This is a genomic window from Algoriphagus sp. AK58, from assembly GCF_014324365.1.
GTDB lineage: Bacteria > Bacteroidota > Bacteroidia > Cytophagales > Cyclobacteriaceae > Algoriphagus.
In genome coordinates this window covers 37,613-59,366 of the sequence record NZ_QEIG01000004.1, presented here as the reverse complement: position 1 = coordinate 59,366, position 21,754 = coordinate 37,613, and the positions used below count along the sequence as shown (strand labels likewise).

21 protein-coding genes are annotated in these 21,754 nt (G+C 30.5%); 2 read left to right on the top strand and 19 right to left on the bottom strand.

Annotated elements, in window-relative coordinates:
- From DDT91_RS03235 to DDT91_RS03160, 16 genes are all read right to left on the bottom strand, one after another.
- Entirely contained in the window at positions 1 to 2,247 is a 2,247-nt protein-coding gene (locus tag DDT91_RS03235) for a hypothetical protein (RefSeq protein ID WP_187174699.1), read from the bottom strand.
- Positions 2,248 to 2,279: 32 nt separating this feature from the next.
- Positions 2,280 to 4,892 carry a phage tail tape measure protein gene (locus DDT91_RS03230; protein WP_187174698.1) on the bottom strand — a complete coding sequence of 871 codons (2,613 nt, stop codon included), beginning with the start codon at positions 4,890 to 4,892 and terminating at the stop codon, positions 2,280 to 2,282.
- Between the two features lie 345 nt (positions 4,893 to 5,237).
- A complete protein-coding gene (locus DDT91_RS03225) occupies positions 5,238 to 5,540 on the bottom strand; it encodes a hypothetical protein (protein WP_187174697.1) in 303 nt (100 codons plus the stop codon).
- Positions 5,541 to 5,629: 89 nt separating this feature from the next.
- Positions 5,630 to 6,067 (bottom strand): phage tail tube protein, encoded by a 438-nt coding sequence (locus DDT91_RS03220; RefSeq protein ID WP_187174696.1) that lies wholly within the window; start codon positions 6,065 to 6,067, stop codon positions 5,630 to 5,632.
- Positions 6,068 to 6,118: 51 nt separating this feature from the next.
- Complete coding sequence (locus DDT91_RS03215; RefSeq protein ID WP_187174695.1) at positions 6,119 to 6,511, bottom strand: hypothetical protein; 393 nt, start codon at positions 6,509 to 6,511, stop codon at positions 6,119 to 6,121.
- Positions 6,508 to 6,966 carry an HK97-gp10 family putative phage morphogenesis protein gene (locus tag DDT91_RS03210; protein WP_187174694.1) on the bottom strand — a complete coding sequence of 153 codons (459 nt, stop codon included), beginning with the start codon at positions 6,964 to 6,966 and terminating at the stop codon, positions 6,508 to 6,510. The genes DDT91_RS03215 and DDT91_RS03210 overlap by 4 nt, the downstream gene beginning before the upstream one ends.
- Positions 6,966 to 7,292 (bottom strand): head-tail adaptor protein, encoded by a 327-nt coding sequence (locus DDT91_RS03205; RefSeq protein WP_187174693.1) that lies wholly within the window; start codon positions 7,290 to 7,292, stop codon positions 6,966 to 6,968. Before DDT91_RS03205 ends, DDT91_RS03210 begins: the two co-directional genes overlap by 1 nt.
- A gap of 1 nt (position 7,293) precedes the next feature.
- Complete coding sequence (locus DDT91_RS03200; protein WP_187174692.1) at positions 7,294 to 7,842, bottom strand: phage head-tail connector protein; 549 nt, start codon at positions 7,840 to 7,842, stop codon at positions 7,294 to 7,296.
- Entirely contained in the window at positions 7,839 to 8,003 is a 165-nt protein-coding gene (locus DDT91_RS03195) for a hypothetical protein (RefSeq protein ID WP_187174691.1), read from the bottom strand. The genes DDT91_RS03200 and DDT91_RS03195 overlap by 4 nt, the downstream gene beginning before the upstream one ends.
- Positions 8,004 to 8,084: 81 nt before the next feature.
- On the bottom strand, positions 8,085 to 9,329 hold the full coding sequence (locus DDT91_RS03190; protein ID WP_187174690.1) for a phage major capsid protein: 1,245 nt from the start codon (positions 9,327 to 9,329) through the stop codon (positions 8,085 to 8,087).
- 60 nt (positions 9,330 to 9,389) lie between these two features.
- Positions 9,390 to 9,989 carry an HK97 family phage prohead protease gene (locus DDT91_RS03185; RefSeq protein ID WP_187174689.1) on the bottom strand — a complete coding sequence of 200 codons (600 nt, stop codon included), beginning with the start codon at positions 9,987 to 9,989 and terminating at the stop codon, positions 9,390 to 9,392.
- Positions 9,989 to 11,209, bottom strand: a complete 1,221-nt coding sequence (locus DDT91_RS03180) for a phage portal protein (protein ID WP_187174688.1) — start codon at positions 11,207 to 11,209, stop codon at positions 9,989 to 9,991. Before DDT91_RS03180 ends, DDT91_RS03185 begins: the two co-directional genes overlap by 1 nt.
- A gap of 34 nt (positions 11,210 to 11,243) precedes the next feature.
- Positions 11,244 to 11,759, bottom strand: coding sequence for a phage holin family protein (locus tag DDT91_RS03175; RefSeq protein ID WP_187174687.1), 516 nt, complete (start codon positions 11,757 to 11,759; stop codon positions 11,244 to 11,246).
- Positions 11,760 to 11,793: 34 nt separating this feature from the next.
- The gene (locus DDT91_RS03170) at positions 11,794 to 13,347 is read right to left on the bottom strand and encodes a terminase large subunit (protein WP_370539286.1); all 1,554 of its coding nucleotides are present in this window, start codon (positions 13,345 to 13,347) and stop codon (positions 11,794 to 11,796) included.
- Between the two features lie 68 nt (positions 13,348 to 13,415).
- Positions 13,416 to 13,892: a phage terminase small subunit P27 family gene (locus tag DDT91_RS03165; protein WP_187174685.1), complete on the bottom strand. Its 477-nt coding sequence runs from the start codon at positions 13,890 to 13,892 to the stop codon at positions 13,416 to 13,418.
- Between the two features lie 140 nt (positions 13,893 to 14,032).
- Positions 14,033 to 14,521, bottom strand: coding sequence for a sigma-70 family RNA polymerase sigma factor (locus DDT91_RS03160; RefSeq protein ID WP_187174684.1), 489 nt, complete (start codon positions 14,519 to 14,521; stop codon positions 14,033 to 14,035).
- A 78-nt stretch (positions 14,522 to 14,599) separates the two neighbouring features.
- On the opposite strand from DDT91_RS03160, the gene DDT91_RS03155 reads away from it, so the two are divergent.
- Together DDT91_RS03155 and DDT91_RS03150 are read left to right on the top strand one after the other, a co-directional pair.
- Complete coding sequence (locus DDT91_RS03155; protein WP_222718589.1) at positions 14,600 to 15,904, top strand: site-specific DNA-methyltransferase; 1,305 nt, start codon at positions 14,600 to 14,602, stop codon at positions 15,902 to 15,904.
- 3 nt (positions 15,905 to 15,907) lie between these two features.
- Positions 15,908 to 16,762 (top strand): DNA methylase, encoded by an 855-nt coding sequence (locus DDT91_RS03150; protein ID WP_187174683.1) that lies wholly within the window; start codon positions 15,908 to 15,910, stop codon positions 16,760 to 16,762.
- Between the two features lie 3 nt (positions 16,763 to 16,765).
- Here DDT91_RS03150 and DDT91_RS03145 read toward each other — a convergent pair whose 3' ends face one another.
- From DDT91_RS03145 to DDT91_RS03135, 3 genes are all read right to left on the bottom strand, one after another.
- A complete protein-coding gene (locus DDT91_RS03145) occupies positions 16,766 to 18,343 on the bottom strand; it encodes a hypothetical protein (protein WP_187174682.1) in 1,578 nt (525 codons plus the stop codon).
- Positions 18,344 to 18,577: 234 nt separating this feature from the next.
- Positions 18,578 to 19,138, bottom strand: a complete 561-nt coding sequence (locus DDT91_RS03140) for a hypothetical protein (protein WP_187174681.1) — start codon at positions 19,136 to 19,138, stop codon at positions 18,578 to 18,580.
- A 141-nt stretch (positions 19,139 to 19,279) separates the two neighbouring features.
- Entirely contained in the window at positions 19,280 to 20,575 is a 1,296-nt protein-coding gene (locus tag DDT91_RS03135; RefSeq protein ID WP_187174680.1) for a hypothetical protein, read from the bottom strand.
- Positions 20,576 to 21,754: the final 1,179 nt, after the last annotated feature.

Genomic DNA, 21,754 nt, shown 5'->3' with positions numbered 1-21,754 from the left:
TTAATTTTCTTCTTCTATAATCTCAATTGAATAACCTTCTTCATTATTCACTATTGTAACCGCCATACTTTTAATCCAGCTTAATTGTCTATTTCCAAATCCACTAAATCCAGCAAGTTCAATTAATTCTACATCATAAAAATTTTCTATATCTTCATAAGTTAATCCGTGAATCACAAAGAACTTATCAATTTCTTCAATATATATTAATTGACTTAGATCAAGCTTATCACCTTTAGTAAATATTCTACCTCTAAATCTTACACTAGGATTTTCATATTGATTAATTATTCTATTTGCTGTGAACTGTAAAAAATCACCTTCTTCTAAACCTTTGACAAAATTGGTAAAGGTATTTCCAGAAGCATCAAATAAACTATTTTGAGAAACTGAATTACCACCACCTAACCTAACATCAATAGTTGCAAGATTTCTGATATTCTTATCTGCATCACCAATATAAGTTTCATTATTTGAAACATTGAAATTATCATTTGTAAAATCCATCAAACGGATATAGGAATTAACTCTTTGAAAATTTACCCTGTAATCAGTTGGAACCCCTGAATGATAATCATTAACCTGAAAAAAGTACGGTGAAGAAATATAGACCCTTAAAAATCCTTCATCATTTTTATTGATTAATTTATTTGTATTTGAAGTTAATTCATAAAGCTGAATTCTTTGTTTAAATTCATAAGTTGGATCAGTCCAAGTAATTGCGTTTCCCGCCCGTCTATTTGGTCTATATTTTTTCTTATTCAATAAAGGATCAATATTTCCAGTTTCTTCAAGTTCTTCACCCGTGAATTCCTCCCAATCATTTGTATCCGTTGTAGTCCAACCATACCTATCATCAATTTTCTCAGTATCACCACCATTATCAAACAAAGGATTATAACTTAAATACCAAGTTGTATTGGTTGTTTGATTATGTATTTCCAATTTCCAAAGGTGGTTAAATACCAAATTTCCAAAAAGTTGATTTAATTGTTGTTCTAAGAAGTTTTCAAATATAACCCTATCAAAGCTTGGATCATCATATAAAGGTGGTAAATCATATTGGGCAATTAATTGGGTAAAGAAATTAAAGTCCAAATGATAATCAATGGTTTTATCTGGAATAGGTAACTTTGAAAAAGGTACATCAAAATAAATATAACTATCCTTAGCAGCATTAATTATTGTCTCATTATTTGGAAGTGTAGTATAAATTTTATTATCATTTTGCTTAGAAAAAACAGCTCTATTTCCATTAGGGAAAAATAAACCACCACCACTAACAAAATTAAAATACTTATGTTGGTTTAGCATTACAGATATACCAGTCCAAGAATCAGGATAAAAATCACCACCTCTTACACTTATATTTTTTCTCCCTAAATCGTGGTTTAGAATTACAGTTTTATAAGATCCTTCAACTTCAATATTTCCAGATCCTTCCAAAAGGAATAAATCAATTGAATCAAGATTTCTGATTTGATCAACTTCTTCTAATTCAATGAAAGTACCAACTGAATTATATTTGTAATATCTTTTCACAAATGAATCAAAATGTTTGATTTCCCAACGGTTTTTATTTTGTGATAAGGTTAAACCATAAGATAGAAGAATATCATTTAAAACATCAAAGCAATTAAAAGCTTCTTGATTTTCTTCTCTGATATTGTTGATGTACTTTTTGCAATCAATATAAACCTGTGATAAAGCACCAAAATTTGTATTACCGCTTAAAGGATAAACATCTGTAGCATCCCAAACTTCTAATCCTAATTCCAATTTATTCAGAATAAAAAGGATGATTTCTAAAGCAGTTTTATTTTCATAGATAAAATTTCCTTCATCTAAAAATGGAATATCTTTTAAGGTAGTTAAATAATCAATTGCTACAATAGTAACTTCATAAGGTGGAAAGGTGTAATTTTCACTATAATTATCTGCAACCAAATAACCAGACCAAAAGATAATTTGATCAAATGTAATTTCAATTAGAAATTGTTTTTCTTCAAATGAAGCAAATTCAAACCATTCAAAATCAACTTCTGATAATAAATTAATTCTTGCTTCACTTGTTTTTATTGGTTGAAATTTTTCTTTTCCTTCACCGTAATATTTTAATATCAAAGGTGAATAACCAAACTTTTGAATTACAATTGGTTGACCTGTAAAATTTACTTCCTTAATAAATATTTGGGTATTTTGATTATTTACATTTGGATAATCAATTATATATTTGGTATTATACATAAGTATTTATATTACCAATAATTAATTATTTATCAAATTCTACCCCTTTTTTGATTCTCTTTATTTACCAAATAAACCAAATCAGATCCTTCTATTCTGAATTTTCCATCCAATAGGATTGATTGATTTAAACCTGATTGAAGATCATTAGAAGATATAATAGTTCCTGATTGATTTGGCACAAATAATTCAGCCCCAAATTCACCTACCCTATAAGCATTTCCAATATCAACACTTCCACCCATTGCCCTTGAACCTCCAAAATTTAATAGACCTCCTGAAAGTTGTTTAGCAATATTTCCAAAGCTTAAAGCAGATCCGATTGCAGAAGCACCGCCAAAGATAGCACCAACCAAAGTTGATAGGATTGCAGCTATTGCAACAGCAGAAACAAGTTTGGCAATAAATCCACCTACTTCTTTTATAAGTCCTTTGAAGCTGAATTTTCCAGTTTCAAACAGATTCATTAATTGATTTTGAAGTGAAGCACCCAATACCAATACCCCTTCACCAAATAGGAATAAGGATTGGTTATACTGATAGAAGTAATCCATATACTCGCCCAAACTCCATTGGATATTTTTGGTTACTTCCTTTGCCTTGATCGATACATTAAAAGCTTTAGTGGTAATTTCTTCTATCTTCTTACCCATTAAATCGGTTGTTCTGTTAAATTCTTCTTTAACGAACTTGATTGAATCAATAGTTTCTCTTATTGATTTCTTTGCACCACCTTTAGTATTATTTGTATCTAAATTTAAATCAGGCAATACAGTTGAAGCAGATGTAACGGTTAAAGGTTGTGCAATAGCTTCATTTAATTTTTTTGTTTCTTCAATCTTTGAATTAAAGCTTTCTAATTTTTTTACAGCTTTATCAATTCCATTACTGATAGTATCAAATCCTAAACTATCTGCAATAGATCCTGCAACACCAAGAATTGATTTAACTGAATTAATTACAACACCTGCAATAGTTTTAAATACATCTACAACGTAATTTTTTAACAGCCCAAAACCACCTTTAAAATCACCTTGGATAAACTTCAATAAAACTTGGATATTGGTTGTAATAAATCTAATGCCTAAAGCAATTATTTTAACAATATTATCAAATGATCCTTTAACAACCTGAAATAGTGATTTAAAAATATTTGTAATCTGACTTCCATAATCTGACCAAACCTTTTTGCCATATGAAGTAAATTCAGATATCAAAGATTTAATATTATTTAATACTGTTTCCCATAATTCCTTAATAGCAGTAATAAATACAGTTCCTTCACCTGAAGTAAAATAAGCTTTAATTTCATCCCAATATTTAATGATCAAAAATACAGCAGCACCAACGGCAACTGCAATACCTAATACAGGTGCAGAAATACCACTTAATAAAGGAATAAGAACTTTGATTGAAGCAATAGAAGAAGTAATTATTTTAATTATTCCACCTATACCCACTATCAAAGGTGGTATAACAGTTAATAATACTCCAAATCCCGTAATGATTTTAATTACAGTTGGATTCAGATTATTAAATGCATTGGAAAAATCGTTTACAAAATCAGTAGCTAATTTGATGTAAGGTGCAAGATTTTCACCTATGGTAATCATAATACCTTCTAAGGAAGATCTTAATCTTCGCAAAGATCCACCCAAACCAGATTCAAGTAAATCACCAAATGTTTTTGCAGATCCTTCAGATAATTCCAGATTAGATTTAAAATCATTGAAGGATTGATCAGAAGCATTCATCAAGGATAGTAAACCTGACATTGCTTCTTGCCCTGCAAGCATTCCAGCCGTTGAAGCTTTTTGTGCAGGTGATAAATCTTTGAATTTACCCCTTAATTCTTCGATTATTTGGGTTAATGGCTTGATTGATCCATCTGTATTCAAAGCAGAAAATCCAAGCTTAGATAAGGCTTCTTGGCTCTCAGCTGTAGGTTTAACCAGCCTTGATAATGTGGCTCTAAGTGCCGTTCCTGCCTGACTTCCTTTGATACCATTGGAAGCCATCAAACCCATTGCCAAAGCAACATCTTCAATTTTGAAGCCTAAAGCCCCTGCAACTGGAGCAACGAATTTTAGACCCTCCCCAAGTTCTCTTACATCAGTTGTACTTAGATTAGCTGTATTAGCTAGTATATCGGAATAATAAGCAGCCCTATCAGAAGCATCACCAAAAGAAGCAAGTGTATCAACAAGAATTGTTGTAACTGTATTTAATTCTTCACCTGAAGCAGCAGCAAGACTAAGAACCCCTTCAACCCCTGATAATATTTGTGTTGTATTCCATCCAGCTTTTGCAAGTTCTGCCATCCCTTGCCCAACCTGACTTGCTGAAAATTTGGTATTGATACCAAGTAATTTAGCCGTTTCACTTAGTTTCTTAAATTCATCTTCAGTTGCATTGGTTGCAGCTTTAACCAATAACATTGAATCTTCAAATGAAGCAAATGTATTAGTTGCAACACCACCCATTATAGATAGTGGTAAGGATATATTCATTGATATATCTTTACTAATACGGTCTAAGTCTTTTTGAAAAACTTGTAACTTCTTTTGAACACCACCTATTGCCTGATAAAAGTTTTCTGCATTACCACCAATAAGAATATTTAATAGACCTGTGAATCTTGACATTTAAAAAATATTATAAAAAATTCCACTTTCTTTGAAGGTCTTTAAATTCATCTTCAGAAAGTTTTTTAATCTTATTTACCTTCTTTTCCCATTCAAAAGGAATTAGATCAGTAAGGTTTTTTGATTGAGCATTTTTTTCTAAATGTGGTTTAATTACAAAATAACTTATGAATCTTGCTAACTCATATTCTTTTTTTCTTCTATTGTTATAACCTTTTAAAAAATCTCCAAATTCCTTTGGAGTTAGATTATAAAAATCATTTAAACCTAATCCAGCTTCAAAAGCTAATGATAAAGAAATATCAGAATCATTTACATCAGTTTCATTAATTTGAGAAGAAGATTTTATTTCTTCTTCTCGTTTGTAAAAAAACTTGATATTGCTTTAGTAGCAACTTCAAAGAATTCACTAATTGAAATACTATCCAATTCAACTTCAAAATCTTCATATTTCTTATATGGATTCTTTTCATTTAAAAATGAATAACCTTCAATAACACCAAAATATAAAAGATTAGATAAACCTTCAGTATCAACATTGGCTAAATCCTGAAGTCCAACCTTAAACATCTTTTCAAATTTGATAATTACTTTTCTATTAATTCTAACTGGAATTTGTTTTTCGTTTAGTTCTATATACTCGATCATATAACTTATTTTTTATAATTAGAATTTAATCAAATAAAAAAGGGGTATTTCTACCCCTTAAACAGTCCATAAAAAAATAAGTCTAAAAATTAGCTGACTGTTTCAAAAGTAAGTCCACCATCAACCTGAAGTGTAAATGATCCAGCTGCAACACTATCCATATCATAAGTATTAGATCCAGCTGAAAGATATCCAAATCCTTTAATTACTTTATTACCATTTGTATTATCACCCAAAGCAAATTGAACCTTTGCACCATTATAGCAGATTTCTAATATATCAGCACTTGTTAAAGTTCCAGTTGGATCATATAAAGCTTCAATACTGATTGTTGAAGTAGATCTTGTTGGAATATACTTTCTTACAGGAACTCCACCTTCTACAGTTGTTTTGCTAGTATATTCAATCATTTCTTTAGTGATTTCAATACTTGCTGAAGTTTGACCAGCCAAAGTTGTTAAAGTTGTCCCTGAAACAGATTCTTCTTTAAGCTGGATTAATATTTTATTTGAATCTTGATTTGTCATATTTATATCAATTTTAAAAAGTCAATTTTATTTATAGTAATTAAAAGTATATCAATTATAAATGTGCATTGCAAAAGTCATTGTTCTGTAAAACAATCCTGATTTTTCTTCAAAATCATCAGTAAAACCTTCAAACCTAATTAGATCAATAATGATATTATCATCTTGATCAGTAAATTCTTTATTATCCAAAAGATCCTTTAAAATACCAATTGAATTAACCACATCAGAATAATCTTCAGAAAACAAATGAAGCTTCAATAAATACAGGTCTTTCAGGCTTGAAGTTAATTTGGTATGTTCTGTATCAGTTTGATATACTTGGTACATCAAAGCAGGTAGTTTTGATTTCTTACCAGTTAAGGGAAAAATATTATTATTAAAAATTTCCTGTAGTTCGGTTGATCCACTCAACACTTCAAAAATTGTTTCCTCTATTGTCATAACTTATTTAATTGCCTGATTAATTCAGTTCTAAAAATATCAAATACCTTATCCTTATTTGTTTCATAAGATCTTCCTAAAAAAGGATTAGCTTTTACACCTTTCACTTGCTGTACATAGATCAATTCACCATTTTTATTTTCAAATACCAATACCCTTTTCTTTGTTGGTTCTCTATCTTCTGTACCCAATTCAATCAAATGATGTGCAGGTGATTTTACATTAACAATAAATACAAATTGTCCTGCTTCACTGGATTTTCTTGCTTGCCTAACCTTTACCCTTGATTTCATAAATCCAGTATCTACAGGTACATTTGATACAGCATCTTTTTTAATTTCATTAGCACCTTTTCTAACTGACCTTTTTATCACCTTATCTTGAATATCATCAGGTAAATGTTTCAATTGTCCAAGTAGTTTTTTTATATCTAATGAAATTGCAGTCTTACCCATTACTTATTTGATTTATACTGTGAAGTAATTTCTAATCCTTCTTTATATCCTAATTCCTTGATACCAGTAATCTTGAAAGTTTTTTCTTCAAATTCAATTTGATCATCAGTGGTAATATTTGGATCATAATAGATCTTAAAGATGAAGATATTACTATCAATTAGATTTTTTCCTTCAAATATTTCTCTGTTTTGCCATTCATACTTTGAAGCCCAAAAGGAAGCATAATAAGAATAAGATTCTTTTTCGTGTCCAAATTTATCTTTGGTCTTGGTTAATTTATTAACCTTGATTAAATACCTTGAATCTTCTAACCTGATATACATCTTATAAAAATTTAATATTCTTATAAGGCTGCAATAATCTTTGAACAACCTTATCTAAATTAACAACTGACTTACCTAGAATAATTGTACCTCTGAATTGATATAAATCAGTTAGCATTATTTTAGCAGCCTGTTTGATTCCTTCAGGTAAATCATCAGAATCTTCGATTCCTTTTTTGTAGGTAATTTTTATTGAAGTATAAGTTTCAGGTAAAATTGAAAAAGAAATATATTCATCAGAAAAGGAATATTCAACCTGATTAGAATTTACTTCAGTTGTACCACTATATACTTTTACATCAGTAACATTATAAATAGGTGCATTTGGAAAATAGATAAACTCATTAAGATCAATCTTTTCAAAGATTGAAAATTCATAGGTTGTATCTACCAAATCCCTTTCCAATTCATTTTCAATTGATTCTGTTACAACTGAAAGTAATGTATTGATATAAATATCTTCAAAAGAATTTAATATCCTCAAATGATCTTTGGCTTCTTCTAGGCTAATTAATGTTTGATTTGATTTCTTAACAACTTTGGCTATCATTTATTCTTAGATTTTTTCTTTACTTCAGGTTCTTCCAGAATCAATACATCATTATATTTTTTTATATTATCTAATGATTCTTCATCAACTTCAATAATTCTACCTGTAAAATATCCTGAACCTGTACGGGATTTAAGTATTTGAATCTTGTAAATTTTCATATTAATAATTAAAAAATAATCAAATAAAAAAGGTGATTGAAATTAATCAACCACCTTTGATTATTTAAACCAAATTTATTATTAAGCAACAATATCTTTTGCAACCGCTTTACCTTCTGCATACATATCTTTGATATCCCAGTAAGATCCAAGCTGAAGAACTGTTTGTCCAAATTGACCTCTGGAATAAGGATCTAAAAGTATCTCAATTGCCCCAAATCCAGCAACAATTGCATCTGCCCAATTTCCGAACATCATTGCAGATAGGTTATTTACTCCTGCTTTAGTAAGGTTAGAAGGTACTCGATTAGATACCACAAATTCAAACCCGTCTAATCTTCCATCAGAAAGTACAAACTTATCAGAACCAACAACTTTTGGAAGTGCCTTTAAAGCTGAATGAACATCATAATTAATCAAGAATTTAGAAGCTGCAACATCTGCTTCAGCTTTTCCAACCTTCTCAATAAATTCCTGAACTTTCTCATAGGTCAAAGTACCACCAGATAAGCCCATTTCAACCGCTTGAACATCAGAAGAAGCCAACAAGAATTCAATGTATTTTTCATCTAAAGCCTTCTGGATTGATTTTTCGATTTCAGATCTCAAATAAGCTTCTACAGATTCATTTGATTGAGTCATTAACAAATTACTTACATTCATTCTAGTTGCAAGTCTGTTTGGTCTTAACTCAATTTGTCCAATGGTATGATCAGAAGCAGTATTTTCAGCATTTTCACCCAACCAAGTTGAAGTAACTTTACCACCTTTTGGAAGATCCAAGTTAGAAGTTAGACCAAGGAAAGAAGTAGCACCAAGTTTATTCAAAAGTGAACCTTCCCACAATGATTCAATAATTCCACCTTTTTCAGTTGCAACCATTTTACCACCTTTAGTACCTGAATCACCACCTACTGAAAAATCTCTGTAGTTAGTAGGGATGTAAACAGCATTGGCATTAACAGCAACACCAGCACTTCTAAGTTCTTTTTCACCTTCTGCCTGAGCTTCAGCAAAAATTCCTTCCACTTTACCACTTCTTACAGCGTTAATATGGCCAAGGATAGAATATTTTTCTTTGTGAGTATTAATCACATTAGGAACTTCAACACCTTTTTCAGAAGCCATTCTTACTTCAAAAGCTTCAATTTTTTCAGCATCTTCAATAGATTTCTTCAATCCTTCAGCTTCAGCAAATTTTGTATTAAAGGTATTTTGTTCAGTATCATTCAAGCTTCTATTTTCAGTTTTTGCAGAATCCAAAATTCCTTTCAATTCAGCATCAATAGCAGCTAATTTTTTTCTTAATTCAACAGATAGTTTCATATATTTTAAAAAATTTTATATCAATATTTATTTTTCAATAATTAAAAAGTAATCAATAATTTATTTCGTATTCAATGAAATATATTTATACATATATTCATTAAGGTTTGATTCATTCTTAGATTCTTCAAATTCCTTTTTGATTTCTTCAAATGATCTTGATAAACTTACTGTATTGTGATAAGCAGGATTAGTAACAACACTTACATCTTGAATAGAAGCAAATTGTTTGATTGTCCTGATATACTTACCATCAGTTCTTTTTTCCCATTTTTCACCACTTCCATTTCTAGGTAATGTAAATGCAAAAGATGATTTAGATAAATTGCCTTTCATTACATTTCTATAAAGATCCTTCTGATATGAAATTTCTTCATCAATTTCAAATCTATATTTTAACCCCTTTTCATCTACCTGAAGAAATAAAGTATTAGCTTCTTCATTCTTTCTTGCAAGTACAAAATTTGAATCGTGGTTTATCAAAGCAACTACATCAGATAAATCAGTTGATTCATTAATTGAACTTCTATCAATTACTTCAATAAAACCACCAAGATCTTTAGATTCTGAATCAAATACTAAAGCATATCCTTCAATATACTTTTTATCACCTTCTTCAGTAAATCTAAATTCACTATTATTTATATATCTTTTTTCCATTATTCTAAATTGTTTAATTCATTTTCATTTAATTCTGCTTTACTGTAAGTTTCCCTAGCTTTTGAATCCCAAAATCTATTCACAATATTTTTTGGAATTAGATTAGCTTGAATAAATGATTCACCTTTTACTTCAGGATTCATATCTTCAAGATCCCTTATTTCTTCAGGACTGATAGCACCTAAATAAAATAGATCTTTATAAAATTGACCTCTAGTTTTTGAATCACCTCTTAATATTCCTTCAATACTAAACCTGATATAATTATCACTTAGGATTTCATCTTTGGTCAAAAGCTTATGTTTGAACTCTGATTCAATCTTAGTAATGATTGGAAGTAAAGTCATTTGATAGAATCTAATATTATTGAATTCAATATTCTGATTAGTTTCATTGGCATTACCATTTAAAATGAATAATGGTAAATTCAGCATTGAAGCAATTTCTTCTTTCTCAAATTGTCTGGATTCCAAAAATTTGGTTTGGCTAGGATCAAGCTGGATTGGGTTCAGCTTCATTCCATCTTCTAGGAATAAAATCCTTTTTCCCTTTCTGCCTGAAAAATTGTTGGTTAATTCACCCCTTAAAAATTCCCTCTGCTTATCATTCAAAGGCTTATCGTAATGAATTGTACCCCTGATTGAACCACCTTCACCATTGTAAATATTGTTGGTGTAATCGATCCCGTTTAAGTTGATTTCAAGGTTTCTTTTAAAGTTGGTAACAGGATCAATTCCCAGGTATCCAGTCCCAATATTTTTGAAGTGAATCAAATCTTCATTGGCAATTAAATTGTTCTTTTGCCCGTCAAATTTGAAATAAAGCTTATCCCCGTAAAAAACAGCCTGAACGCTAGTAAAGACTATAATCCTTAATTCTTTTGGATTCCCTTGATTGTCTCTAATGATTTTGGCAAAGGAATTACCCTTTACCAGCATAATCAGAATCATTGTATTAATGAATTCAAAAGCAGTCTGGAAAGGATTTGGTTTTTCCTTTAGCAGGTAGAAAACAGGATGATCTTTGGCAATCGTTTTATTCTGGAAAATCTTCAAAGGCATTGAAGAAATGGTGTTGGCAATAGCTGAAATACCCTGATAAAAACTGGCAATCTGTAAAGCCGTATTTCCATTGACAACATTATTTGAAACTATATCATCAACAGTAATAACATTTGGAATTACCATGGAAGGAACCCTAAAAATTGATTTGAAATCCATTCTTTTTTTGAATAATTAAAAAATAATCAATTCTTTAACCTTTGGAAAAATCTGATAGTTTTGATTTCAGTTTCTTTACTATGTTAAATGGAAGTAATTTCAATTCGCTTAAATTTTCCGCAATACTTATTAATTGCTGTCCTAAAAATATAGAATAGGATAAAGAATAAAGTGGTAAAAATATTACTGAATGGATTCCAGCAAATTTAACCAAAGTAAGAATTAATAATGCTGCAAGCATTGTCATTAAAAATCTTGGAAATTTTTTACTTACAAGCTTCTTACTATGAAAAGATTCAGGGATAGGTTTATTCAGATTTTTGAACCTTTTAATTTCTAAGCTGATATAAATAGCTTTGATTATACCTGTTAAAAAATCTATTAGATAAAGAGTGATCAAAAAGTAGATTGCATTATTATTCTGAAATAGAAAATTGAATACTGCATCTATTACAATTCCGAAAGGAACCAAATACTTTATTATAAAATTGGTATCAATATTTTTAAAAATTGCATTAAAAAAATCACCAAAACTTTGAAATCCAAACATTATATCTTTTAGCCATAATTACTAAAAAATCAATTTAAACAAAGAAAAAACCTCTGTCATCATATGGACTTTTATTTATACTTTGATTGGCCATTTCTTCAGCTAAATCAAGTTGATATTGTCCAACCGCCATTATCAAAGCAACTATGGCATCAATTTTTTCTTTGCTTCTTTCCTTACTTACTTTGACGTTTCCAGCATCATCTTTAACAATCTTGGTATTTGATAGGCACCATTTTAATACAGGATTGTTGTTATGAAGTAATTTGTTCTCAATTACCAAGGATTCCATTTTTTTGATTGCAGGTGACATTGATTTATACCCCTGTCCAAATGAAGTAAATTCTAAACCCAATTCAGTTTCAATCCTGCTTACCAGTTGATCAGCTCCCCACCGATCATAAGCAGTTTTCTTGATGATAAATTTTTGGGATAGTTCTTTGATCTTTTCAAAAATGAAATCGTCATCCCTTGATCTCTTATCCGTCAAATAAAGATGATTGTTCTTCTGTCTTGCCCAACCTAAAAAAGCTTTACCAGCACTTATATTATCCTTTTTTTCAGCAGCTTCAAGGGGTAAAAAGGTATAAGAAAGAGTTTTGATTTTTCCGTTGGATTGGGGAAAAGCTAAAATAAAGGCATTTAAGTCCCGATTATTGGCCAAATCCAGACCTGCCCAACATTCTTGCCCAATCAAATCTTCTTCACCGTAATCAATGGAATTGGCCATCCAATCAGAATTGGAAATCCAAGATTCAGCACTATCCACCCAAATATTCAAATGCAACTGTTTGAAGGTATTCAGGTAAGAAGGCATTTGTTTAGCCTTATTTATTTGATCAATGATGTAATCTTCCCTAATGGATTTTCCAAAACTTGGATTTGCCCGTTTGACGTTCTCCATGGAAAGAACCTTATCCAAGTCACTTGAATCAATTCCTTCATAAATCACAGGTAAGAAAGATTCATCTTCAATTATTCCATCAATGATTTTTCTGGAATAGTCGTACAAATCAAAGCAAGCTGAATTTTTATCACTTCCAGCCGTGGAAATGGTCAACAATAAAGGTTGCTCTCTGGCACCCATCGAAGTTTTGAAGACATCGTATAATTCAGAATTTCTATGGGTGTGAAATTCATCGACCAAAGCAAATGAAAGATTGGCACCGTGAGAAGTTCCAGCTTCAGAACTTACCACTTTGAAAAAGGAATTTTCCTGACTGAATTCAATGGAGTTCCTATAAACTTGTAAGTGTTTCGATAAGGTCTGATTGTTTCGGATCATCCCTGAAATGATTTCAAAAGCAATCCTAGCTTGATCCCTTGAAGAAGCTCCAAAAAATCCTTCACCTCCCTTTTCCCCATCAGCTAAAATCATATAAAGGCTAATTCCAGCTGATAAAGTTGTTTTACTGTTTTTTCTAGGAATCTGTAAATAGGATTCTCTGAATTTCCTTAAACCAGTTGATTTGATTTTCCACCCAAATAAATTCCTTACAAAATCCCTTTCCCAGTCCTGAAGGATATAAGGTGAACCAGCCAATTTGCCTTTGACGTGAGTGCAAAAAGTTTCAATGAATCTAACCACCTTGTCGGCTGCATATTCATCAAAGTAATATTTCTTGGTATCAATTTTTAAAAAGTCTATTGTGGTTTTCAATTATTAAAAAATTCTTGCAATGGATCATTTTCAGGTTTGTTGGGATTAATTGAAATCTTGGATCTTTCAGAAGGACTAAGCCCAAATTTTCCCATTAAGGATTGATAATTCTTAAAAGCGTTATTGGCAATATTTACCCAAGGTGAAGACATCAAATAAGATGATCCATTTTTATTGATTCCCTGAATCACATAACCTTCAGATTTAAGGTGATTTTGTGCTTCCAGATACTTTCCATACTCTGAAGCTAAAATTTCCAATGAATCCAAATCTGAAATACTGAGTACATCGGATTCAACAAGTATTTCAAAAATCTTTTTATAAAAGGATTTTCCCCACCTATTCAAGTGAGACGGAACTTTCAATGAATCTGAATCCAGCTTTTGAAATTGGGGTTTAGATTTGTTAACCCTACATTTTCTAAGTGTACCTTTTTTGGCCTTGATTTCATCTGGAATAAAAATATTTGGCATAATCTGTATTTATACCAATAATTATAAAAAGGTCAATTACCCACCCCTAAAGGAAATTGGATATGCATAAGCTTTTCTCCCAGTAGTCGGTAGGTAATCGATCATAAATAGATTATAAGATCCCGTACCCCTAAAAAAATTTACTGACACAATAAATTTTGTTTCAATTCCTTCAAGTTCAAATAAGTATATTCAACACAACTTCTTCTATTTATCTTAAGCCTGTTAGAAATATAATCATAATTATAACCTCTATACCAAAGATAAAAAACCCTCCAACGGTTAAGATTTCTCCCTTTAATAAAATAATTCTGATAAACATAATTTTTCACCTTTCTTAAAACTTCATTAGAAAAATTAGATTCATTTATTTCATCTTCAGTTGAATCAATTTGATCAAAGGTAGAATTAATATAAAAAGTATCTTGATTGAATTGATTATATAAAGTAGTCGAATAATTCCAAACAATCCCTTTAATGTAATTTTTAAGACCTTCAGTTAATTCAGTTTCTACAAGATTCTTTCTGCAAAGGATTAAAAGTACTTCTTGTGCAACATCCTCTTTGTCCGATTTATTTTTTATTTTATTAGCAATAGAATAAACGTAATTGTAAACTTCAGTATTCATATTAATTATTTTAATATAAATACTTGGAGTAAAATTTTCTTTTTTTTTAGAAAAAGGATTTTAGACTTAAATTGCAGAATGGCAAGAAACAAAAACAAAAATCAATTAAGTTTAATTCCTTTAGAAGAAGCTGATAATCAGGACTATTCATCAACATTTTCAGGAAATATGAGTATCCCGATTCACGGATGGTATAGATACACAGCAGGATTTTCCGCCGAATGGGTAAAAGATTTAATTTTAGAATCAAAAAAAATTGATGGAATAAATATAGTTGAACCTTTTGTAGGTTCTGGAACGGTACTTTTGGAAGCAGAATTTGCAGGTGTTAATTCAATGGGAGTTGAATCACATCCATATATTTACAGGATAGCCAAAACAAAATTACAATGGAATTATAATATAAAAGAATTCAAAGATGCAGCTTTAGAACTTTTAAAAGTTGCAGAAGGTCTTGAAATCAAAGAAAAAAAATACCCTAAACTTATAGAAAAATGTTATCCACTTGAGACAATAGAGAAACTTGAATCTTTGAAGTTTGCTTGGAATCAATCTAAGGATAATGAAGAAATAAAAAATTTTACTTGGTTCATAATAACATCAATATTAAGAACAACATCGCCAGTTGGAACAGCCCAATGGCAATATATTCAACCTAATAAATCAAAAGGAAAGGTGTTAGATCCATATCAAGCATATGAATTAAAAGTAATTCAAATGGCAAAAGATATGGAAATTATGCAAAGCAAAAACTATAACAATGATATAGTTGTAAATATATATAATGAAGATGCAAGAAACATTGAATCAATTCCCGAAAATTGGGGTGATTTAGTGATAACTTCTCCTCCTTATGCAAATAATTATGATTATGCGGATGCAACGAGATTAGAAATGACTTTTTGGGGTGATATTGAAGGATGGTCTGATTTACAGGATAAGGTCCGAAAAAGATTAATACGTGCTTGCACTCAACACGTTTCAAGTATGCAAAAAGAGGTTAATGAATTTCTAGATGATCCAATATTGAACTCTATTAGGGAAGAATTAAAGGAGGTATATGAAACATTGAAAGTGGAAAGGTTAAGTCATGGAGGAAAAAAGAACTATCACTTTATGATTGTAGCCTATTTTTATGATATGGCAAAAGTATTTCAATCTTTAAGAAGAATAATGAGGAATGGAAGTAAAATGTGTTTTGTAATAGGTGATTCAGCACCATATGGAATTTACGTTCCAGTAGATATATGGTTAGGAGAATTGGCTATTTCAGCAGGATTTACAGACTATACCTTTGAGAAACTTAGAGATAGAAATGTTAAATGGAAAAACAGAAAACATCGAGTCCCTCTTAAAGAAGGAAGACTTTGGATTAATGGTTAGGATATGGCAAAATCAGATTCACACAAATGGGGACAAATTTTAGGGGATTTATTAGAAATCGCATTGTACCCACATCTAAACACTTTTGCAAAGCAAAACAATCTTTTCCTAGATAAGCAAGGAGATAGACTATGTAGGAAAGGAAAAAAGGTAAGTTGGTATGATCTAAAAGCAAATAAACACGATTTGGATTTTGTTTTAGAAAAGAATGGGAGTCAAGAAAATATTGGTGAACCAGTAGCATTTATTGAAACTGCTTGGAGGAGATACACTAAACATTCTAGGAATAAAGCACAGGAAATACAAGGGGCTATAATTCCTTTGTTTGAGAAGTATAAAGAATTTTCCCCATTTATAGGTGTTGTTTTAGCAGGAGAATTTACTAGCGGAGCATTAACACAATTAAGATCACTTGGATTTAATGTTCTATATATTCCTTACCAAAGTTTCATTAAAGTTTTTTCAAAGTTTGGAATAGATGCTTCTTTTGATGAGGAAACTTCATTGGAAGAATTTGAAAGAAAAATTAATCAATGGGAAACTTTTAAGCATAAAAATGAAATTGCACAAGAATTATTGTTAGAAAACAAAGCTGAATTTAACACGTTTTTTAAAGAACTAGCAAAATCAATAAAGCGAGAAATTGAAAGTATTAGTATATTCTGTCTTCATGGGATTTCTTCAGAATATTCATCAATAATAGATGCTATAAAATATTTAGAATTTTATGAGGAAAAAGAATCCATAAATCCATTTGTAAAATATGAAGTGATAATAAGATATAATACTGGTGATAAAATTGATGCAATTTTTAAAAACAAAGAAGATGCAATTACCTTTTTGTCTAACTATAAATAATTTTTATTTATTAAACTTCCTAAAAGCTGCAATAAACTGATAGAGAAGATAACCAAATGAAATCTTATAAAAGAAATCCAATACAACAAAAGGCTTGCTAAAAGAATATTCTTTATAATTAATGTCAGAAATAAAAGTAATAGGTTTAATATAGTAAGAAAGATTAGTCCAGAAAAAATCAAAAGCTAAAAGATTTTCATTAAACCAAGCAAATTCAACTCTCATTGCCAGAAAATGAATTAATATCAATCCAAGCATTAGAATAAATGCTTTTTCAGGCTTTGTCCCGTGTGCGTTGGAAAGAGAATTAAGAGTAAGAATGATTTTATCTGATTTAGTGGTGAAATTATTGGATTGAAGTCTAAAATCCTGCTCTAATGCTTTATAAACCGTTGCAAGGTATCTATTTCCTTGTTTAACCATTAATTCAGCTAATTCTCTAGTAAAATCAATTTTTTGATTAATTGTCATATCTTTAGAACGTTCAATTGAATTCTGAGATATTGGATTAAAATTGACAATTTTAATACCTTCTAAACTACTATTTTTAAATTCAAATTGGCTAAAGTGATGGAGAAATGAAGGGTTAATCTCTAACCCATTTAAAATTGAATTCTCAAGTTTTAATTTATCCATATCAATTTCAAAATTTGAATTAAATTTTACATTTTCAGCAATACTAAAATTCTTAAGGGTAATATTACTAAAAATTGATTGTGATATACTGATATCTTTTGAATCAGTACCTTCGATAGTAAGTAAGAAAATTTTTAGATTGTTTATCTTTAAGGGAGAGGAATTCAATATTGATATCTTTCTAATATAACTATTTTCTATCAATATATCATCAGGCTCAAAGGAACCATAATATCTACCATGTACTTCAATATATTTAAATTTACAACTATATATTTGTATTAATTCGCATCCAAAATTTGAAATATCAAGATTTAAACTTGTGTCTGATAAAATATTGTTTAATTGTAGTTCATTAAAAGAGCTATCAGTATCAAACTGAAATTTGGATATTTTACACTTTGATACTTTAATTTTCCCAAAAGTGGATTTTCGTGAATCTAATGAAAATTGAAATGTTGAAAATAGATTAACGTCAATTATACAATCCTCACAATCAGAGTAATAAGTTGTTAATAATATTTTTGGAGTATAAAAAGTTCTAAGTGTATTTTTAATACAATTTAAAAAATTTAAGTTTGGGAAACTACTAGATACTGAGATAAAAATTTCTAGATTTTTACAATGTAAAAAAGTTAAAGAACCTGAGGTTTTCCTAATTGAATTTGAAAATGTTATTCGACAATTTGATATTTCTGCTAAATCAAATTCTCCAAAAGAACAATCACTAAATTCTAAGAATTTTCCTTCCTTAATTACTGATTTAAATTTCTGTAAAGAATCAAATCCAATTGAAAAAAACTTAAATTTTTTTATAGAATCATCTAATCCTTCATATATTCCTTCTGGAATATTTTTTGTCAATCGATTATCTTGAAAAAGATAGTGATCAATTACCTCTTTGGAACCTTCCTTTAAAATTGGCTTAAAAAACTCATTTTCCATTTTCTTTCCCTTTTTTCTTCAATATAGGAAAAATCCTTAATCCATGACCTCCACAAATAAAAAATCCTCATTTAGTGAAAATTTAATCGGTTCTATTGGATACTTATTCTTTTCCTGAAATCGTAAAAGATTATCAATGGAATCACAGCAAGCCCAAAGAAATAAACGGTGAAGAAGTTCCAGGCCATTAACCCCAATAGTACGCAAAGAAGGGAAAGCCCTATAAGCCCAAGATTAAATAAAGTCTTCATTGATGATTTTTCCGTTGTAATTAAATTTAATTCCTTCTTTGGCTAAAGTTGAACTATAATTGGAAATCGCAAAGTCATTGGTTCCATTAGGATCGAAATACAGCAATTTAATCAGCTTAACCGATTCACCCCGATCTTCAGCAGTTGCAGCTTTTGAAATTATAGATGAATATAGGTTTGAATTGTAAGGATCATCAGCTATATCCTTTAAATCAAGCCTCTCAAATCTGGAATTTAGGTCAAAGATTATCAATTGATCATTTGATTCAATGTAATTGACATACTTACAATTATTTCCCAGTTTCCAGTACTTCACCAATTCAATTAATTTGGTTTGTTCTATCATCATTCCAAGACTTAATTTGTTCCTACACTTGATTTCACAAGCATATTTGATATCCTTTTGATTTGTAAAGAAAAGATCAATTCTTTCAAAAGGATTGATTGTAGGGTTAATTTTAATATCCTTCACAGGATAAAGCCTAGTTAAGGTATCAGCAATTGAAAATTCATTTTGCTCATACATTTTGAAATTTTTTTCCATATTATTTTTTTAATTATAAATACTGGAAAAAATATTTTTATTTAAAAAATTAGGTACTACGAATAAAAAAATCCTAGCAGTAGAACCAGCAGGATTTAAAAAATTAATATGGAATACTTAATATAGTTAATTAATCACTAATCAAAATTTCAAATCAATCATTTCAAACTTTTCAAAATCATCAGGAAGCCCTAAATATCTTTGGGTTACTTCTGTACTTGAATGACCAAGCATCTTTGATACTTGAAGCACTGATTTAGTAAGATCATATACTAGCATTGCAAAGCTTTTACGGGCTGTATGACTTGTTAAGTATTCTGTGATAGGTGGATATACAATTTTCTTTTTCCGCTTAACCTGAATGGTTCTAATAGGCTTGATTAAAGATTCATAATAATATTTGACTGCAACGGATTCTTTACTTCCAAAATGTGAAACTTGACTACTTGTTGAAAATTCTGGAAAATTCCAGCTTAAAGATTCACATAGATCAAATAGATAATTACCGATAAATGGAATATTTACAGTTTTCTTTCTTTTGTTCGTGTATAGAAGTAAAGATTTCTTGGTAAAAAAATCTTGCATTCTAGTATTATTGAAATTGTCTGAATTCATATCTTGTAATCTTACACCTGAAAAACATCTTACTAAGTAATATTTTAAATAATCCAAATCAATCCTTTGAACTTTTAATTGTTCTTCAGTTGGTTCAAAAATAAATTTGTAAAAAATTTTGATTTCATTTAGAGTAATATATACAGCATCTTTTTCTTCTTCTCGGTTGATCTCAAATGATTTAATATTAAAAGTCTTAATGGATTTGTTTTTAAGTTCATTATACTTATTAATAGCCATATTGGTATAATTAAGAATATTCTTAACATTTGTATCTGACCAGCCTAATGATTTTCCATATTCAATAATTAATTCTTTCATTTGAAGATTATTCTTATCAATGTAATCCATATTGATATTAATAGAATATTTCTTTTCTATAGCTCCCATTATATCCTTCAATCTTCTGTATCTGTATAGCATATCTTCAGATTTTCCATTAACTACTAAGCTTTTTACCTTAATCTCAATGGCCTGATTAATATGTTCTGATTGATTAATTACTTCCTTTACTTCAACATTCTTGATTGCAGCTTCAACAATCAAATCAATATCTTCTGATGTGATATTTTCAGATCCTTTCTTTTCTTCAAGTTCATCAATCAATTCAGCAATCTTATTCAATCGCCTATTGAATAGGGTATGACTAGTATTAGACCGTTTAACCTTTTGATCCTGTTGATTCCATTGATCCTTTGTGCAGGTGATTCCAAGTCCTTTTACCTTATATTTCTTGGTTGATTTGAGGTAATACCTTAGAAGGATTGAATTTGAATCAGAAGCTTTAGCAGCTGCATTTTTCAGGTAGAATAAGGATTTCATAATTATTTGCTTAGTTTCAGGTTAATATTCCTTTGTCCTTTGGTGTAATCAAAGGTGTAATAAATACCCCTAAAAAGCAAGCAAAAACCCCTCAAAAAAGCTTAAATAAGGGTTTTAAACAGGAATATAGGAATTTGTAATTCCAAATGGTAGAGCCCCACATCCCAACCTCAATCCTCCCTTGGGCCATGCCTTTTTTCTATTGCGCTGGTACCAAGGCATGTTCCTGTTGTCCTGCTTCTCCAGAAGCAGGATCTTTACTACTTCCCATTACCCCGCTGGGTCGATCCCGAATGCTATCAGGACGCAATTCGACCCAAGTATTTTAGGGAGTTGTAATTCCAAATGGTTGAGCTCCACTTCCCAACCCCAATCCTTCCTTAGACCATACCTTTTTTCCATTGCGCTGGTACCAAGGATTGTATTTCAAATCAAGACCTTACACCAGCGCCTCACTCAAAACCTTGATTCTCAACCCCGGGTGCAACCCGGGGCTACGCCACGGCGCACAGGTATTCACAGGTCGACCCCTACAGGGTCATAAGGAATTGCGTGTGGGGTACAACCCTTTCCGATGACAACAAGGAAAAAATGAAAGCACTTTTGCACTGCCTGTCCCGATTATTTAGGGAAAATCGGCAAGGTTCTTACAAGTATTGAATCGGAATTTCAGTTGCATTTATAGGCCTGAGTACCTCAGCCTTCTGACCTCTTCCTTTTAACTCCTATACCCACCCCCATGCGATCGGGATCGCTTGATCAATTGCTCCGGATTTTTGCGGATGCTTACAGAGTGAGGTAAAAAAGCCAATTGAAAATTGGTTAGGATACGAGGGTAGGTCTAGGTGTAAAGAAATCTTTATGTGATTCCGATTATGATCGGAATTAGCCTTGGGCCAGGATGAGGGGAAGGCAAATTCCACCCAGCCCCGAACTGAACTTCGGAGATGCTGAGGAAAGACTACGCTTGGAGGGTGAAACTCTATATTTATGGAGGACGGTATTGTTTTGAAGCCTTCTATTTGAAAATCTTCCAGTTGCCTAGTGATTAAGCAAACAAAAAACATAAATTCAACTGCTATTTCTCATCCTGTTCAGTGATTTGGCAGGAATCAGTTCCCTATTTTCTTGCATCCTTTTCCTAGTTCAATGAAACAAGTTAACACCATCGTTTTTTGG

Bases quoted from the DNA above. Each gene is read 5' to 3' on its own strand.
- DDT91_RS03235 (WP_187174699.1), bottom strand. From the start codon at position 2,247: ATGTATAATACCAAATATATAATTGATTATCCAAATGTAAATAATCAA.
- DDT91_RS03230 (WP_187174698.1), bottom strand. From the start codon at position 4,892: ATGTCAAGATTCACAGGTCTATTAAATATTCTTATTGGTGGTAATGCA.
- DDT91_RS03225 (WP_187174697.1), bottom strand. From the start codon at position 5,540: ATGATCGAGTATATAGAACTAAACGAAAAACAAATTCCAGTTAGAATT.
- DDT91_RS03220 (WP_187174696.1), bottom strand. From the start codon at position 6,067: ATGACAAATCAAGATTCAAATAAAATATTAATCCAGCTTAAAGAAGAA.
- DDT91_RS03215 (WP_187174695.1), bottom strand. From the start codon at position 6,511: ATGACAATAGAGGAAACAATTTTTGAAGTGTTGAGTGGATCAACCGAA.
- DDT91_RS03210 (WP_187174694.1), bottom strand. From the start codon at position 6,966: ATGGGTAAGACTGCAATTTCATTAGATATAAAAAAACTACTTGGACAA.
- DDT91_RS03205 (WP_187174693.1), bottom strand. From the start codon at position 7,292: ATGTATATCAGGTTAGAAGATTCAAGGTATTTAATCAAGGTTAATAAA.
- DDT91_RS03200 (WP_187174692.1), bottom strand. From the start codon at position 7,842: ATGATAGCCAAAGTTGTTAAGAAATCAAATCAAACATTAATTAGCCTA.
- DDT91_RS03195 (WP_187174691.1), bottom strand. From the start codon at position 8,003: ATGAAAATTTACAAGATTCAAATACTTAAATCCCGTACAGGTTCAGGA.
- DDT91_RS03190 (WP_187174690.1), bottom strand. From the start codon at position 9,329: ATGAAACTATCTGTTGAATTAAGAAAAAAATTAGCTGCTATTGATGCT.
- DDT91_RS03185 (WP_187174689.1), bottom strand. From the start codon at position 9,989: ATGGAAAAAAGATATATAAATAATAGTGAATTTAGATTTACTGAAGAA.
- DDT91_RS03180 (WP_187174688.1), bottom strand. From the start codon at position 11,209: ATGGATTTCAAATCAATTTTTAGGGTTCCTTCCATGGTAATTCCAAAT.
- DDT91_RS03175 (WP_187174687.1), bottom strand. From the start codon at position 11,759: ATGTTTGGATTTCAAAGTTTTGGTGATTTTTTTAATGCAATTTTTAAA.
- DDT91_RS03165 (WP_187174685.1), bottom strand. From the start codon at position 13,892: ATGCCAAATATTTTTATTCCAGATGAAATCAAGGCCAAAAAAGGTACA.
- DDT91_RS03160 (WP_187174684.1), bottom strand. From the start codon at position 14,521: ATGAATACTGAAGTTTACAATTACGTTTATTCTATTGCTAATAAAATA.
- DDT91_RS03155 (WP_222718589.1), top strand. From the start codon at position 14,600: ATGGCAAGAAACAAAAACAAAAATCAATTAAGTTTAATTCCTTTAGAA.
- DDT91_RS03150 (WP_187174683.1), top strand. From the start codon at position 15,908: ATGGCAAAATCAGATTCACACAAATGGGGACAAATTTTAGGGGATTTA.
- DDT91_RS03145 (WP_187174682.1), bottom strand. From the start codon at position 18,343: ATGGAAAATGAGTTTTTTAAGCCAATTTTAAAGGAAGGTTCCAAAGAG.
- DDT91_RS03140 (WP_187174681.1), bottom strand. From the start codon at position 19,138: ATGGAAAAAAATTTCAAAATGTATGAGCAAAATGAATTTTCAATTGCT.
- DDT91_RS03135 (WP_187174680.1), bottom strand. From the start codon at position 20,575: ATGAAATCCTTATTCTACCTGAAAAATGCAGCTGCTAAAGCTTCTGAT.